This is a genomic window from Streptococcus mitis bv. 2 str. SK95 (assembly GCF_000222705.1).
Classification (GTDB): Bacteria; Bacillota; Bacilli; order Lactobacillales; family Streptococcaceae; genus Streptococcus; species Streptococcus mitis_AY.
In genome coordinates this window covers 1-15,748 of the sequence record NZ_AFUB01000038.1, presented here as the reverse complement: position 1 = coordinate 15,748, position 15,748 = coordinate 1, and the positions used below count along the sequence as shown (strand labels likewise).

Genomic DNA, 15,748 nt, shown 5'->3' with positions numbered 1-15,748 from the left:
CTCATGACTTTAGTAGAATTTAAACACGTCGAAAAATATTACGGAGACTACCACGCACTCCGCGACATCAATCTCCGTTTTGAAAAAGGACAAGTTGTTGTCCTGCTTGGACCTTCTGGTTCTGGAAAGTCCACTCTTATCCGTACTATAAATGGTTTAGAGGCTGTTGACAAAGGAAGTCTCCTAGTCAATGGACACCAAGTAGCAGGTGCTAGTCAGAAAGATTTAGTTCCTCTTCGTAAGGAAGTCGGCATGGTTTTCCAACATTTTAACCTTTATCCACACAAAACAGTGTTAGAAAATGTGACACTTGCACCCGTTAAAGTTCTAGGAATTGATAAAAAAGAAGCTGAAAAAACAGCCCAAAAATATCTGGAATTTGTAAATATGTGGGACAAGAAAGATTCCTATCCAGCCATGCTTTCTGGTGGACAAAAACAACGGATTGCCATCGCACGTGGACTCGCCATGCATCCGGAGCTCCTCCTCTTCGATGAGCCAACATCTGCCCTTGATCCTGAGACCATCGGCGATGTTCTAGCAGTTATGCAAAAACTGGCACATGACGGGATGAACATGATCATCGTTACCCACGAAATGGGATTTGCTCGAGAGGTTGCGGATCGCATTATCTTTATGGCTGACGGAGAAGTTTTAGTAGATACGACAGATGTCGATGACTTTTTTGACAATCCAAGCGAACCTCGTGCCCAACAATTCCTCAGCAAAATTATCAACCACGAAAGTGACAAAGTCAAATAAGGAGGCGCCTATGAAAAAGAAATTCTTTTTATCCGCATTATTGATTAGCCTTTTCAGCCTTGCTGCTACCAAACCAGTTCAGGCTGATACCAGCGTCGCAGACATTCAAAAAAGAGGCGAACTAGTTGTCGGTGTCAAACAAGACGTTCCCAATTTCGGTTACAAGGATCCCAAGACAGGGACCTATTCTGGTATCGAAACCGACTTGGCCAAGATGATTGCGGATGAGCTCAAGGTCAAGGTTCGCTACGTGCCTGTTACCGCTCAAACCCGTGGCCCCCTTCTTGACAATGAACAGGTCGATTTGGATATCGCGACCTTTACCATCACAGAAGAACGTAAAAAACTCTACAACTTCACCAGTCCCTACTATACGGACGCTTCTGGCTTTTTGGTCAATAAATCTGCCAATATCAAAAGTATTGAGGACCTAAACGGTAAAACTATTGGGGTTGCCCAAGGATCCATCACCCAGCGCTTGATTACTGAACTGGGCAAAAAGAAATGTCTAACCTTTAAATTTGTCGAACTTGGTTCCTATCCAGAATTGATTACTTCCCTTCACGCTCACCGTATTGACGCCTTTTCCGTAGACCGTTCTATCCTATCTGGCTACATCAGCAAACGCACAGAACTACTAGATGATAGTTTCAAGCCATCTGACTACGGTATTGTTACCAAGAAATCAAATACCGAGCTAAACGACTATCTTGATACCTTGGTCACTAAATGGAGCAAGGATGGTAGTTTGCAGAAACTCTATGACCGATACAAGCTCAAACCATCTAGCCATACTGCAGATTAAGGAGGACACCCCATGACAGATTTATCATCTTGGACAGCCTATTTTCAGGATTTTGGACAATTTTTCAATGGTTTCCTCTTCACCCTTGCCCTAGCGATTGGTTCCTTTATCCTCGCCATGGTTTTGGGCATCTTCTTTGGGTCCATGTCAACTAGTAAACGCCCATTCTTGCGCGTTTTGGCTCGTATCTTTGTCGAATTTTATCAAAACACTCCCCTCTTGGTGCAGTTTGTCATCGTCTTTTATGGTTTGCCTCTTATCAGTGAACACACCATCATGATTCCGATTTATTGGACAGCTGTTCTCTGCGTGGGACTCTATCACGGCGCTTATATCGCTGAGGTGATTCGTTCAGGGATTCAGTCTATTCCTAGCGGTCAGATGGAGGCCGCCTTGTCGCAAGGTTTTACCTATATCAGTGCCATGCGCTTGATTATCTTGCCTCAAGCCTTCCGTATCATTCTCCCTCCATTGACCAACCAAATTGTTAACCTCATCAAGAATACCTCTACCGTAGCTATCATCTCTGGAGTAGACTTGATGTTTGTGACTAAGTCTTGGTCGGCTCTCAACGGAAACTATATCCCAGCCTTTTTAGGCGCTGCTCTTCTCTACTTTGCCCTATGCTTCCCTGTTGCCCAGTTTGGTCGCAAGATGGAGCAAGCCAACAAAAAAGCCTATTCACTTTAGGAGGTTACTATGGAATCTATTTTAGAAGTTTTGACCCCAGATAACCTAGTCTTTATCTTTAAAGGATTTGGCTTGACCCTCTACATTTCTCTGATTGCTATCGTCCTCTCGACCCTTATCGGAACAGTGCTAGCCGTCATGAGAAATGGGAAAAATCCTGTCTTACGGATCATCTCCAACATTTATATCGAGTTTGTACGTAACGTTCCCAACCTCCTCTGGATTTTCACCATCTTTTTGGTGTTTAAGATGAAGTCCACACCAGCTGGTATTACTGCCTTTACCCTATTTACCTCAGCAGCCCTGGCTGAGATTATCCGAGGTGGCCTCAATGCCGTGGACAAGGGCCAGTACGAAGCAGGAATGTCGCAAGGATTCACTTCAGCGCAAATCCTCTACTACATCATTCTCCCACAAGCGATCCGCAAAATGCTGCCAGCCATCATTTCTCAATTTGTAACTGTGATTAAGGATACCAGTCTTCTCTACTCTGTTATCGCCCTACAAGAACTCTTTGGCGCCAGCCAAATTCTCATGGGTCGTTATTTCGAACCAGAGCAGGTCTTTAGCCTTTACATCCTGATTGCCCTCATCTACTTCAGCTTTAACCTATCAATCTCTAGCCTGTCTCGCATGCTAGCCAAACGTTGGCAACAAGCAGCAGAATAAAAAAAGAAATGTGAACTCAAAACAAGGGTTCACATTTTTTGCTATAAATGAAAAAGCAGCAACTTAATGCTATGCAAACGTTTTACTTTTTGATAAAATGACTTTAAAACCATAAAGCAAGGAGAAAAACAATGATCCAAGACCTTTACAAAGAATTCTCTCAACTGGAACAAGTAGAAGCTATCGCTCTTGGTGGTTCTCGTGCAGGACAAAACTATGATCAAAATTCTGACTATGATGTCTATGTCTATCTTAACTCACCTATTGATGAAAAAACTCGTCAAATCATTCTTAGCAACTATTGCTCCTATATGGAAATTGGAAACCAGTTTTGGGAATTAGAAGATGACTGCGTACTAAACAACGGTATCGAAATCGAGTTGATTTATCGTTCGCTGGAGTCGTTTGAACAGGAATTGAACTCAACCGTTTTTCAGCACAAAGCTCAAAATGCCTATACAACTTGCATGTGGCATAATCTACTCCACAGCAAGATTCTATACGACCCAAATGGACACTATGCTTCGCTCCAAAGAACCTACCAGATTCCCTATCCACAGGAACTCAAAAAACAGATCATCGAAAGGCAACTCCTTTTGCTAGAACAAGCCATGCCTGCCTTCTCTCACCAAATAGAAAAAGCTATCAAACGCCAAGATCTTCTCAGTATGAATCATCGTACGAGTGAGTTTTTTGCTTCCTACTTTGACTTGTTATTTGCGCTCAATGAGCAAACCCATCCTGGTGAAAAACGAATGTTGGAGTACGCAAAGACCAATTGTACACTCCTCCCTAAGCAATTTGAAGAAACTATTCGCAAGTATTTCCAACTACTCTACCAACCACAACAAGAAAAGCAAGCGGTCGTAACCTTACAAACTATTCTAAAACAACTAAAAGCCATTTTGCCATAAGCAAAATCGAACAATAATGACTACATGAATTTTACGAAAAATCTCCTAACGGAGATTTTTTTCACATATTACCATAGAACACCTCTATAAGAGAAAATCAGAGCTAAAATTAATAAAATATAAAAGGCAACAAAGAGCCATTTCATTTTTACACAAAGAGCTACATACTCACGAATAAAGGCTGAGGGAATATAATAACCAGCTGTCCGACAAGCCAAGCCATCTCCTTTCATACGGAGTTGTCTAGCATAGGTACTGGTCCGAAAAACATGATAGTCATTGGTTACAAAGAGAAAACGTGGATTTGCTACCAGTTTCTCTCCTATTTCTTTTGAGAAGAGAAGATTCTCATAAGTCGTCGTTGAGTCTTCCTCTAGGAGAATCGCTTCTCTCGGAACATCCGTCTCTTCCATCAAATAATTACAAATTGCCTGAGCTTCAGAAATTTTCTCGTCCCCACCTCGACCTCCACTGGCAATGAGTTTAACGTTGGGATTGGACGACTGACGATAAGCCTCTACGGCTTTGTCAATACGGTTCTTAAGTAAGGGAGTTACTTTTTCTCCATTCAATAAGCCTGCACCGTGAATAATAATAAAATCATAATGTTTTTTCTTAGGAATAAAAAGATACAGAATAGAATAAAGTAGAAATCCTGCAAAGGCAAAGCCGAAAATCAAATACGAGTAGATCAGAAAGAAAAAGAAAATATTCACTAGATGATTGGTGTAGAACAAGCCATTGGTATCGCTCATTCGAATCGCCATGATCACAAAAAAGAACAGAATCACGCACCCTAGCCCCAGAGACAAATAATTTGCCTTGGATTTCCCTTCTTTTCTCAATAACACAAATCCATTATAAATCAGGAAAAAGCCACTTAGAAAAACTAAAAAAGGGAGCAAGAGAAAAATCACTGCAAAGAAAATCATGTGCACTTCTTCCTGTCCAGCTTCATAAAAAAGATTGGCAATAGACAGGTAAGAAAAGAGCAGAGATAAAAGCAAGAGAGCTGGATTCCAGAGACTGCGATTGTCCCTAAAAAATGAAATCAAAAAAAGTAGGACGAAAAATCCTGTAATAAAGTACATAGTCTCCTCCTTTGATGACTACATTGTACCATAATTATGGTAATAGAAAAAGAGGAGCCTAGTCCTCTTATTTTGCTATTCTTGCTTCTGCATCTGCCACAACCTGAGCCAGACTCGTCTGACGGAGTTGGTTTTCCATCGCTTCTTGGATATCTAGTAGTTTTTGATCCAAAACTTCATGAATATTGGCCCCTACTGGACAGTTGGGGTTGGGATTATCATGGAAACTAAAGAGTTTACCAGATTTTCCTAAACATTCAACTGCCTGATAAACATCAAAAAGACTAATATCTTGTAAGTCTTTGAGAATCTCGGTACCGCCCGTTCCACGCGCAACCGATATCAGCTCTGCATTTTTGAGTTGGGACAAGGTTTTACGGATAATAACTGGATTGACCCCAACACTAGCAGCCAAAAAATCACTGGTAACTTTTGTTTTCTTCCCTTCTAGAGCGATGATAATCAACATATGCGTTGCAATCGTAAATCGACTTGAAATTTGCATCTCCTTCTCCTTTCACATCCTATCTGATACTCATTATACCCTTTTACGTTGTAATGTCAATTATTACCACTATCTAGCCATGCATCCAACTCGGCATCATGCCCTTGTTCTTGGGCAATTTCATACAGAAGTTCCTGGTTATGAGTGTGGTGAATCCCATTTACCAAACTTTCATAATAAATCTGGAAATAAGGAAGCTTTAAATCCTTAGCCAGCTGCAATTCAGCCTCTACGTCATAATCCACTCGACGAAAATCAATATCAGACAAACCTGCTTCATCAAATTCCAAAATCATATACTGGGCACGCAAGTCATTACGTAACTTCGCATCTAAAAAGAAGGGTTGCCCAATCGAACCTGGATTAAGAATCAACTGTCCGTCACTTCCGTAACGAAGTAACTGTTGGTGAATATGGCCATACACTGCGATAGAAGCATGCGGCTCCGTCACCAATCTATCAAAATCTTCTTGTTTTCCCGTATGAATCAACTCTCTACCCCAGTTTTTATCAGGGAGATGGTGAGTGATTCCTACTGTCAAATCACCAAACTGACGATGAACTTGCATGGGTTGATTGTGGAGGTCTTCGATTTCTTCAGGGCTAATCTCTTCTAAGATATACTGGCATTGGCGTAGGAGATAGCGATGACTCGCTTTTGTTGGATCTAGCTTGCGATGCAAACCACGCCAGAGACTGTTCTCCCAATTTCCCAGCACTCTTGCAGTGATGGGCAAGCTAGCTAAGAGATCCAATATCCTTCTACGTCCTGTTCCAGGCATGAGAATATCTCCCAAAAGCCAATACTCTTCTACCTCTGCCGCTCTTGCATCAGCCAGTACGGCTTCCAGAGCTGTCATATTTCCATGTATATCTGAAAGAACTGCTATTTTAGTCATTCTTTCTCCTCTTTTCCTCTTACTTCTTCTGTTAGTATTATAGCAGAAAACACTGCAAAAAAATCACTATCACTACTTACCTGATCAACTTGTAAGAGCTTCCAAATCGTGCTATAATATAGGTAGAGAGCTCCCCTTCATTTAGGATTATATGGTATTCAACCTCTCTCAATTTTTGCAGATTGGAGGACTATTGCCATGCGGAACTATCTTAAGTATATCCCATACTACCTTGTCATATTCTTCTTTTACTGGCCTCTCTATGAGTTGCTGTTACTGCTGATTTCTGACCCTTATACGCTGAAAGGACTTTACATTTATAACATTATCCTCTTTTCACCTTTGGCAACCTTCATCGTGTCCCTTCTTTATAGCTACCGTTTCCAATTCTCACTGTGGTGGCTACTCGGTATTGCTCTTCTCTATTGCTTTACCATCATCACTTTCAATGAATTCATTCTCGTTTATTTCCTAGCTTATGAACTCTTTGCCCTACTTGGTATGGCTTCAGGTTCAGGTATTAAATATATGCTCCAGAGAGGAAAAAATAAAAAACTTTCACAAAATCCTTGAAAAATCTCGCAATCATGCTATAATAATGCATAGAGACAAGTCACTTAGTCCCTTTCTACTAGAGAGTGCGTGGTTGCTGGAAACGCATAGAGAGCCTAAACTGATACTACTCTACTGACTTTTATGAAAACATAAAACGGTGGCCACGTTAAAGCCAATCAGAGGTGTAGGTCTTTTTGACCTGCATAAATGAAGGTGGAACCACGTTGCGACGTCCTTTTGAGGATGTCGTTTTTATTTTGTCAGAAGGAGGAAGAATGATGCTTTATATGATTGGCGGATCGCCTTGTAGTGGAAAGTCAACAATTGCCTCACTTCTTGCTAGACAGTATCAACTACTTCATATCAAACTGGATGATTTGGTAGAAGAGATGATGAGTCAAGCAAGTGCAGACTCACAGCCAATTTGCCTTCTTAGGCAGGATAGAAGTCCAGAACAAATCTGGATGAGAAATCCAGAAGAGATGGCAGATGAAGAATGGCGCTTTTATGAAGAGATTTTTCCTTATGTAAAATCTTACTTGATAAAAAATCAAGATAGACCTCTCTTGGTTGAGGGAGCAGGACTTTTGCCTCACTTGGTAAAGGAGCTTGAATGCCCAGCGTCTTCCTATCTATGCTTGACTCCGACAGCTGATTTTCAGAAAAAGCATTATAGACAGAGAGAATGGGTTCCTTATGTTTTAGAGGGAACAACCAACCCTAAGCAAGCTTTTGAAAACTGGATGCAACGAGACATTCTTTTTGCTCAAATGGTTCGGCAGGAAGCGATGAAATTAGGATATTCTAGTCTCGTAACAGACGGTAGTCAATCAGAAAATCAGACTGCGGAAGAAGTTGCTCGGCTCTTAAAATTGTCCAATAAAAATAGAATAAATATTTAAGGAGAAAACCATGATTAAGATTACTTTCCCAGATGGCGCTGTTCGTGAATTCGAATCTGGCGTAACAACTTTTGAAATTGCCCAATCTATCAGCAATTCCCTCGCTAAAAAAGCCTTGGCTGGTAAATTCAACGGCAAACTCATCGACACGACTCGTGCTATCACTGAAGATGGAAGCATCGAAATCGTGACACCTGATCACGAAGATGCTCTTCCAATCTTGCGCCACTCAGCGGCTCATTTGTTCGCCCAAGCAGCTCGTAGCCTTTTCCCAGACATTCATCTAGGAGTTGGTCCAGCTATCGAAGATGGTTTCTACTACGATACCGACAATCAAGATGGTCAAATCTCCAACGAAGACCTGCCTCGTATTGAAGAAGAAATGCAAAAAATCGTCAAAGAAAACTTCCCTTCTATTCGTGAGGAAGTAACGAAAGACGAGGCCCGTGAAATCTTCAAGAACGACCCTTATAAATTGGAATTGATCGAAGAACACTCAGAAGACGAAGGCGGTTTGACTATCTACCGTCAGGGCGAATACGTGGACCTCTGCCGTGGTCCTCACGTCCCATCAACAGGTCGTATCCAAATCTTCCACCTGCTCAACGTAGCTGGTGCCTACTGGCGTGGAAATAGCGACAACGCGATGATGCAACGAATCTACGGTACAGCTTGGTTTGACAAGAAAGACTTGAAGAACTACCTTCAAATGCGTGAAGAAGCCAAGGAACGTGACCACCGTAAACTCGGTAAAGAGCTTGATCTCTTCATGATTTCACAAGAAGTCGGACAAGGTTTACCATTCTGGTTACCAAACGGAGCAACTATCCGTCGTGAATTGGAACGCTACATTGTTGACAAGGAAATCGCTGCAGGCTACCAACATGTTTACACTCCACCAATTGCCTCAGTGGAACTCTATAAAACTTCTGGTCACTGGGATCACTACCGTGAAGATATGTTCCCAACTATGGATATGGGGGACGGTGAAGAGTTTGTCCTCCGCCCAATGAACTGTCCTCACCATATCGAAGTTTATAAACACCATGTACACTCATACCGTGAATTACCAATCCGTATCGCTGAGATTGGCATGATGCACCGATATGAAAAATCTGGCGCCCTTACAGGCCTTCAACGTGTACGTGAAATGTCCCTAAATGATGGTCATACTTTTGTAGCTCCAGAACAAATTGAGGAAGAATTCAAGAAAATTCTTCAATTGATTATCGACGTGTATGAAGACTTTAATTTGACAGATTACCGTTTCCGCTTGTCTTATCGTGACCCAGAAGATAAACACAAATACTTTGACAACGATGAGATGTGGGAAAATGCACAACGCATGTTGAAAGCAGCTATGGATGATATGGAACTGGACTACTTTGAAGCTGAAGGTGAAGCAGCCTTCTATGGTCCGAAACTCGATATCCAAGTGAAGACTGCCCTTGGAAAAGAAGAAACCCTTTCGACTATCCAGCTGGACTTCTTGTTGCCAGAACGCTTCGACCTCAAATACATCGGTGCTGACGGTGAAGAACACCGTCCAGTTATGATCCACCGTGGGGTTATCTCAACTATGGAACGCTTCACAGCTATCTTGATTGAAAACTACAAGGGGGCCTTCCCAACATGGCTTGCACCACATCAAGTAACCCTCATCCCCGTTTCTAACGAAAAACACGTGGACTACGCATGGGAAGTGGCTAAGAAACTCCGTGACTGCGGTGTCCGTGCCGATGTGGATGAACGCAATGAAAAAATGCAGTTCAAGATCCGTGCTTCACAAACTAGCAAGATTCCTTACCAATTGATCGTTGGGGATAAGGAAATGGAAGACGGAACTGTCAACGTTCGTCGCTATGGACAAAAAGAAACACAAACTGTCTCAGTTGATGACTTTGTTCAAGCTATCCTAACTGATATCGCCAACAAATCACGAGTTGAGAAATAAGAAACTAACAACAAAAGCCTCCATTCGGAGGCTTTTTCTCATTTATTCTTACTCAATAACAAGCTTCACTTCAGTGAATTTAATCCGTACGGTCGTTCCTTTTCCAACCTCAGACTCGATACGAATCTGGTGGCCCAGTTCTTCAGAAATTTTCTTAGATAGATAAAGTCCAAGTCCAGATGACTGCTGGGTCAAACGACCATTGTAGCCTGAAAACCCACGTTCAAAGACTCGGAGCACATCACTGTTTTTAATCCCAATCCCCGTATCCTTTATACAGAGCTCCTGACCTTCCATAGAAATCTCTAGCCCACCTTCCTTGGTGTACTTGAGACTGTTTGAAAGGATTTGTTCAATGACGACCAACAGCCACTTCTTATCGGTCACGATGATTTTGTCAAGGTCATGGAGATTGACTGTTAGTCCCTTCTGGATAAAGAAAAGTGCGTACTTACGAACCACTTCCTTTACCAGATCCTCCACTTGAACCTTTTCAAAGACCAAATCATCGTGAAAACTCTCTAAACGCAGGTACTGCAAAACCAGGTTGGTATAGGAGTCAATCTTGAAAATTTCCTGTTCCAGTTGCTGCTTGACCTCCCGATCAGAGACTTCTGCTACCAAAAGGCGACTAGCCGCAATGGGCGTCTTGATCTGGTGAACCCATAAGGTGTAGTAATCCAGCAAATCCGTCAGCTTACTCTGCGCTTCCGACTTCTTTTGATACAATTCAGACTCACGCTCTTCGAGTTTTTCTGCTAGCGCACATTCCAAAGGAGACTTGGGGTCTCTCTCAGCATAGAGTATTTCCTGCCGGTAAACCTGAGCTTCTGCAAACATGTCCCAAGCCAAAAATAGGAAGGTCAAAAAACTACTGAGCAGAAAGAAATAAAGAAAATAAGTTCCTAGACTAGCAAATAAAAACTGAAAGAGAAGGACGAGAAAGCCTAATGAAAAAATATAGGTAAAAACGCGACTGCGAGAACGCAGATAGGCTAGAAAAAATGATTTCCAATCAAGCATGTTTCAGTCCGTATCCTATCCCTTTCTTGGTTTCGATAAAACCTGCCAAGCCTTGTTCCTCCAACTTTTTGCGCAAACGAGCAACATTGACAGACAAGGTATTGTCATCGATGAAAAAGTCGCTATTCCAGAGTTCCCGCATCAGGTCATCACGCGCCACGATATTGCCCGCATGTTCAAACAGCACTCGCAAAATTTGAAATTCATTCTTGGTCAAACTCAGAACTTCCCCCTGATAGTGCAGGTCCATGGACTTGGTATTGAGGATCACACCCGCATACTCCAGCAGACTTTCATCTCGGCCAAATTCATAAGAACGGCGCAACAAGCCCTGAACCTTTGCAAGAAGCACCTGCTGGTCAAAAGGCTTGGTCACAAAGTCATCCGCTCCCATATTGATCGCCATGACAATATCCATCGCCTGGTCTCTCGAAGACAGAAACATGATAGGTACCTGAGAAATCTTACGAATCTCCTGACACCAATGGTAACCATTGAAAAGCGGCAGGCCAATATCCATGAGGACCAAATGAGGTTCCGACTGAACAAAAAGAGCCAAAACTTCCATAAAATCTTCTACCAAAACGACCTCAAACCCCCACTCAGAGAGCAATTTCCCCACTTGTTGCCGAATAACTTGGTCATCTTCTACTAGTAAAATCTTGTGCATGCGCTCCTCCTTTGCTATTTCTCAAAGTATCAAAAACCTTCATATCAGATCTACGGATCAGTGTCTCATACTGTTTAGCAGCCTATTCCCCACAAATCCAGATCAGTAAACAGATGCTATATAGAGAACATTCCCACTGATATCATACCTTATTTTTAAGTATAGTTCCAGCCTTATCCTATATTTTCCTTTTTGTGTTCATTTAGTTAGCGTTTCTTTCACTTATTTAATAGGTTTAGCCTTCTTATTGACAAGCTAGCCATGATTTGTTAGAATGTGAATGAATAAATCAATTTATTCATTCATTAAATAAAGGAGGTTAAATTAGATTGGACAAAAAACAAGCTTTAAAGACAGCGGCCTATGAAGTTTTTTCGAAAAAAGGTTACAAGGCGACAGGAATTTCAGAAATTGCTAGGCAAGCTGGGGTGGCAGTTGGCTCTTTTTATAACTATTACGAAAGTAAAGAAGCCATTTTTCTAGACATCTATATAGATGAAAACAACCGTGTTCGCCAAGCTATGATCGAAGAACTGGATTGGGAAATTGACATGACCGACCTCATTAGTCAACTCTTTGCTCAGTCCAGAACTCTCGTTTCTTCCAATAAAATCCTTGCAGAATGGTACAATCCTGCCATAGCAGATGAGTTACACAGCTACTATTCCTCGGAAGAAGGCAAAGTCGCAAATCCATTTCATCAGTTTTTAGTTAAAACTTTTACAAATCGTATGCAGGCTGAGGGGTATTCGCCAGAAAAGATTCAAGATATTTTACAGGTTTATAATCTGTTTTACTATATGGATATGCATATCACGGAAAAAGATTTTCCAGATATTGGCAAAACTGTTGAAATACTTGCAACCAACTTCATTAAAGGAGTTCTAAAATAAAGAATAGATTTCTTTATTTTTTGAAAAGATATGAATGAATTATTTTACAGTTCATTCATAAAATTAAGAACAGGAGTCATAAAAAATGAAAAGAGGTAAAAAAATGTTTATTATCATTCTATCAACACTTGGAGCGCTATGTATTATAACTTGGGGTGCCATCGCTTATCTTGGACGAAGCCAGACATTATCGATAAAATCCATCGAAAACCCCAGCGGAGATCTATATTTAATTCATATCACAAAACCGAGTCATCAAATCTGGAAAGCTGGGGCTTATGCTAAGTTTACACTCCCTGATACCTCATCTACTGCTAGTAAATATGAAGCTAAGGGAGAGCAAACCAGTCGATGGCTAACCATTGCCTCCACACCTGATGAAGATGAAATTCTCATTTTGACTCATAATAGTGGTAGCAACTTTAAGAACACCTTGACACATTTACCGGCTGGCAGTGAGATTGAGATGAGTTGGCTGGATTCCTCTTTGACTGTTAAAGATACGAATAAGCCACTAGTTTGTTTTGCATCTGATGTCGGCATTTCTGCTCTACGCCCCCTTATCAAAGAATGGGTTGGTAAATGTCCGATTATTCTCAACCATTTTGACAAAGGAGTGACTATTTTCGATAATGAGATGAAGGAACTGTCTCAAAAGACATCGAATTTTACTTATAAAACGAGCGATGAATTTTCTCAAAGTCAAGCATTTTTAAAACGTGCTATTGATGAATACGGCAATCAAGCCAGCTATCTCATCACAGGTCAGCCTGATGATGTAAATGAGATGAAGAATTTTTTAAAGGAAAATGGAGTCGATAGCAAAAACATTCAAGTAAGCTCGTTTAGAGGTTTGAAATAGGAGCAGCCTGTCTTCCATATATCTGAATCAATCCCTACTAGGTCATCCAAACAAGCCTACTAGCTAATTCTAGGTAAATGTGATAGGATAAACATAGAGAAAGGAGCTTTTATGGCCAATATTTTTGACTACTTGAATGATGTAGCATACGATTCCTTTTATGACCTCCCCGTGAACGAGTTAGATGTTCTTGCCTTGACCGAATTAACCTACCTTACTTTTGATGGTGTAGTCACCCAAGAACCCCAGCGCCTCATAGATCTTGCACCTCAAATCCCTAGAGAAACGACGATGCTGACCAATAAGAACCGCCTCCAGTTGTTGGATCAACTCTCTCAACACAAACGTTTTAAAAATTGTAAGCTCTCAGACTTTATCAACGATATCGATCCTGAATTGCAAAAACAGTTTGCGGCTATGACTTATCGTATCAGTCTCGATACCTATGTGCTTGTTTTTCGTGGGACGGATGATAGTATCATTGGTTGGAAAGAAGATTTCCATATGACCTATATGACGGAAATCCCAGCTCAAAAACACGCCCTTCAGTATTTACAGGACTTTTTTGCTCAACATCCTAACCAAAAAGTTATTCTGGCAGGACACTCAAAAGGGGGCAATCTAGCCGTCTATGCTGCTAGTCAACTCGATCCACTCTTACAAAAAAACATTGTCGCTGTCTATACTTTTGATGCCCCTGGGCTTCACAAGGAACTAACCGAAACAGCTGGCTATCAAAACATGATGAAAAGAACGAAAGTATTTATCCCACAAGGTTCTATCATTGGGATGATGCTGGAAATTCCTGATAAAAAAATCGTCGTTCGAAGCACTGCCCTAGGTGGTCTTGCCCAGCATGACACCTTTAGTTGGCAGGGTGAAGACAAACACTTTGTCCAACTGGACGAGACCAATAGTGACAGCCAGCAAGTCGATACTACCTTCAAGGAATGGGTTGAAACAGTTCCTGACGAGGAACTGCAACTCTACTTTGACCTCTTTTTTGGAATCATTCTTGATGCAGGCATCGCCTCTATCAACGACCTTTCTTCCTTCAAGGTCATTGAACACATTCATCAACTCTTTGTCCAAGCTCAATCCCTCACTCCCGAAGAAAGAGAAACCATGGGACGACTAACCCAACTCTTGATTGACGCCCGATACCAAGCTTGGAAAAATCGTTAAGGTAGAAAAATACTTTCTGATACTGTACCACACCAGCTTCTCTATCGCGCTTGACTTGAAGCCTGGTGCGGTACACTGAGAGGATAACGATAGACGGCTCTTGCTGACCACTAGACTCTCGGTAAAGCTCTAAGGTCCCTACACCATAGTCCGCAAGGAGTTTCTTACGACGGTTGAGTTCGCGCTCCATGATCCGCACAAACTTAGAAATCTTCTCTGCCTGATCCAAAAGCATGGTGTCTGCCACCTGCGGAAGCTTGGACAAGGGCGCCAATCCATTGGTCCCAAAGTCCAGCAAGTACATGGTAAGAGCCTTGGGACTGTGCTTTCTCGCCAAGTCCATACCGGCTGTCTGAAGGAAGGTGGTCTTCCCTGTACCAGGACTTCCGTAAAGAAGGACATGCCCATCCTTGGAGAGGTTGATAGAGACGGCTTCCTGCTTCTGGGCCTGCGGGATATCCGCCATCCCAAGTAGGAAGGAAAGGGACTTCTCTTCTTTCCAAGCAACTGCTGGCTGCACTTCTTCCAGTTCCTCTAACGCGATGCGCTCTTTGAGCGGAGGCAACCATGGCTGTGGTACTGGAGGAATTTCTTGCTCCTGACACAAAACTTGGATATGCTGCACAATCGCATCCAACTCTGTCGGAACTTCCTTGATTTCTTCGGCTTCTTCTAAACCAGATAGGTCTTCATTCAAGATTTCATATTGACCCAATTCATTGATTAGATAAATCGTGTGGTCCTCAATCCCCATATCGTCCTTGTCCGGCTGGTAATCCGCCCCTGACCAGGCTGAGGCGATGGATCTCCGCATTGATCGAAGCCAAGGCCCGCATGGATTGGGCTCCATCCAAGTTGGTAATGGTTCCCAAGAGGTGGGGCAGGTTCTTAAAGAGATTGGCCATTCCACCACCCTTGTAGTCAATCAACAAGAAAGCCACATCATGAGGGTGGAACTTGACGGCAAGGGACAGGATATTTTTTGAAAATAGCAGAAGAGATAAACAAGCGAAAATATAGAATTTTCAAGGTACTAGAAAATGTTCTTGTTCTATTATACCACAATATCAAAATAGCCCTCTTCCCATAGGAACAAAGCTATATTTTTGCATCATGAATTTAGGCTTATGAGCACGCTAATTCATCTTACGACATAGAACAGACAAAAAACGAGAAGTTACTTTAATGATAAAGTAGCTCCTCGTTTTTGATTTTTATTTAAAGCATAGTGATTTTTTCAACAATCTCTAAAAATATAGCTTATTCGAATTTTGTTACACTTTTTAATGGTTTTAAAACTTTATCTACTTTCAAGTTAGCCACTAAATAGAGAGTTGAGAGTATAAAAAAGAGAGAACGAATCCCGTAC

16 protein-coding genes and 1 pseudogene are annotated in these 15,748 nt (G+C 41.8%); 11 read left to right on the top strand and 6 right to left on the bottom strand.

Annotated elements, in window-relative coordinates:
* The first annotated feature begins 3 nt into the window (after nt 1–3).
* From HMPREF9965_RS07460 to HMPREF9965_RS07440, 5 genes are all read left to right on the top strand, one after another.
* Complete coding sequence (locus HMPREF9965_RS07460) at nt 4–762, top strand: amino acid ABC transporter ATP-binding protein (protein WP_000177026.1); 759 nt, start codon at nt 4–6, stop codon at nt 760–762.
* A gap of 10 nt (nt 763–772) precedes the next feature.
* On the top strand, nt 773–1,567 hold the full coding sequence (locus tag HMPREF9965_RS07455; protein WP_000726194.1) for a transporter substrate-binding domain-containing protein: 795 nt from the start codon (nt 773–775) through the stop codon (nt 1,565–1,567).
* A 12-nt stretch (nt 1,568–1,579) separates the two neighbouring features.
* On the top strand, nt 1,580–2,257 hold the full coding sequence (locus HMPREF9965_RS07450) for an amino acid ABC transporter permease (RefSeq protein WP_000131149.1): 678 nt from the start codon (nt 1,580–1,582) through the stop codon (nt 2,255–2,257).
* A gap of 9 nt (nt 2,258–2,266) precedes the next feature.
* A complete protein-coding gene (locus tag HMPREF9965_RS07445) occupies nt 2,267–2,926 on the top strand; it encodes an amino acid ABC transporter permease (protein WP_000443885.1) in 660 nt (219 codons plus the stop codon).
* 131 nt (nt 2,927–3,057) lie between these two features.
* Nucleotides 3,058–3,840 carry a DUF4037 domain-containing protein gene (locus HMPREF9965_RS07440; protein ID WP_000613846.1) on the top strand — a complete coding sequence of 261 codons (783 nt, stop codon included), beginning with the start codon at nt 3,058–3,060 and terminating at the stop codon, nt 3,838–3,840.
* A 68-nt stretch (nt 3,841–3,908) separates the two neighbouring features.
* On the opposite strand, the gene HMPREF9965_RS07435 is transcribed toward HMPREF9965_RS07440, so the two are convergent.
* The 3 genes from HMPREF9965_RS07435 to HMPREF9965_RS07425 form a co-directional block, all read right to left on the bottom strand.
* Nucleotides 3,909–4,931, bottom strand: a complete 1,023-nt coding sequence (locus tag HMPREF9965_RS07435) for a YdcF family protein (RefSeq protein ID WP_000273629.1) — start codon at nt 4,929–4,931, stop codon at nt 3,909–3,911.
* Between the two features lie 67 nt (nt 4,932–4,998).
* Nucleotides 4,999–5,436 carry an Rrf2 family transcriptional regulator gene (locus HMPREF9965_RS07430; protein ID WP_001167385.1) on the bottom strand — a complete coding sequence of 146 codons (438 nt, stop codon included), beginning with the start codon at nt 5,434–5,436 and terminating at the stop codon, nt 4,999–5,001.
* Between the two features lie 56 nt (nt 5,437–5,492).
* Nucleotides 5,493–6,335, bottom strand: coding sequence for a metallophosphoesterase family protein (locus HMPREF9965_RS07425; protein WP_000161096.1), 843 nt, complete (start codon nt 6,333–6,335; stop codon nt 5,493–5,495).
* Nucleotides 6,336–6,533: 198 nt separating this feature from the next.
* Between HMPREF9965_RS07425 and HMPREF9965_RS13185 the strand changes: the two genes are divergently transcribed.
* The 3 genes from HMPREF9965_RS13185 (at nt 6,534) to thrS (ending at nt 9,746) form a co-directional block, all read left to right on the top strand.
* Nucleotides 6,534–6,908 (top strand): hypothetical protein, encoded by a 375-nt coding sequence (locus HMPREF9965_RS13185; RefSeq protein WP_001246983.1) that lies wholly within the window; start codon nt 6,534–6,536, stop codon nt 6,906–6,908.
* 257 nt (nt 6,909–7,165) lie between these two features.
* Nucleotides 7,166–7,792: a hypothetical protein gene (locus tag HMPREF9965_RS07415; protein ID WP_000979745.1), complete on the top strand. Its 627-nt coding sequence runs from the start codon at nt 7,166–7,168 to the stop codon at nt 7,790–7,792.
* A gap of 10 nt (nt 7,793–7,802) precedes the next feature.
* Nucleotides 7,803–9,746, top strand: coding sequence for a threonine--tRNA ligase (gene thrS / locus HMPREF9965_RS07410; RefSeq protein WP_000591039.1), 1,944 nt, complete (start codon nt 7,803–7,805; stop codon nt 9,744–9,746).
* 48 nt (nt 9,747–9,794) lie between these two features.
* Here the strand turns inward: thrS and HMPREF9965_RS07405 are convergent, their stop codons facing one another.
* Together HMPREF9965_RS07405 and HMPREF9965_RS07400 are read right to left on the bottom strand one after the other, a co-directional pair.
* Nucleotides 9,795–10,769, bottom strand: a complete 975-nt coding sequence (locus tag HMPREF9965_RS07405) for a sensor histidine kinase (RefSeq protein ID WP_000887986.1) — start codon at nt 10,767–10,769, stop codon at nt 9,795–9,797.
* Nucleotides 10,762–11,439, bottom strand: coding sequence for a response regulator transcription factor (locus HMPREF9965_RS07400; protein WP_000548979.1), 678 nt, complete (start codon nt 11,437–11,439; stop codon nt 10,762–10,764). The genes HMPREF9965_RS07405 and HMPREF9965_RS07400 overlap by 8 nt, the downstream gene beginning before the upstream one ends.
* A gap of 323 nt (nt 11,440–11,762) precedes the next feature.
* Here HMPREF9965_RS07400 and HMPREF9965_RS07395 point away from each other — a divergent pair, with 323 nt between their 5' ends.
* The 3 genes from HMPREF9965_RS07395 (at nt 11,763) to HMPREF9965_RS07385 (ending at nt 14,379) form a co-directional block, all read left to right on the top strand.
* Nucleotides 11,763–12,332, top strand: coding sequence for a TetR/AcrR family transcriptional regulator (locus HMPREF9965_RS07395; protein ID WP_100199094.1), 570 nt, complete (start codon nt 11,763–11,765; stop codon nt 12,330–12,332).
* A gap of 85 nt (nt 12,333–12,417) precedes the next feature.
* Nucleotides 12,418–13,194, top strand: coding sequence for a hypothetical protein (locus tag HMPREF9965_RS07390; RefSeq protein ID WP_000820260.1), 777 nt, complete (start codon nt 12,418–12,420; stop codon nt 13,192–13,194).
* A gap of 111 nt (nt 13,195–13,305) precedes the next feature.
* Nucleotides 13,306–14,379, top strand: coding sequence for a DUF2974 domain-containing protein (locus HMPREF9965_RS07385; protein WP_001273852.1), 1,074 nt, complete (start codon nt 13,306–13,308; stop codon nt 14,377–14,379).
* A gap of 79 nt (nt 14,380–14,458) precedes the next feature.
* On the opposite strand, the pseudogene HMPREF9965_RS0102440 reads toward HMPREF9965_RS07385, so the two are convergent.
* A pseudogene (locus HMPREF9965_RS0102440) lies at nt 14,459–15,356 on the bottom strand (FtsK/SpoIIIE domain-containing protein); the annotation flags it as partial.
* Between the last annotated feature and the right edge of the window lie 392 nt (nt 15,357–15,748).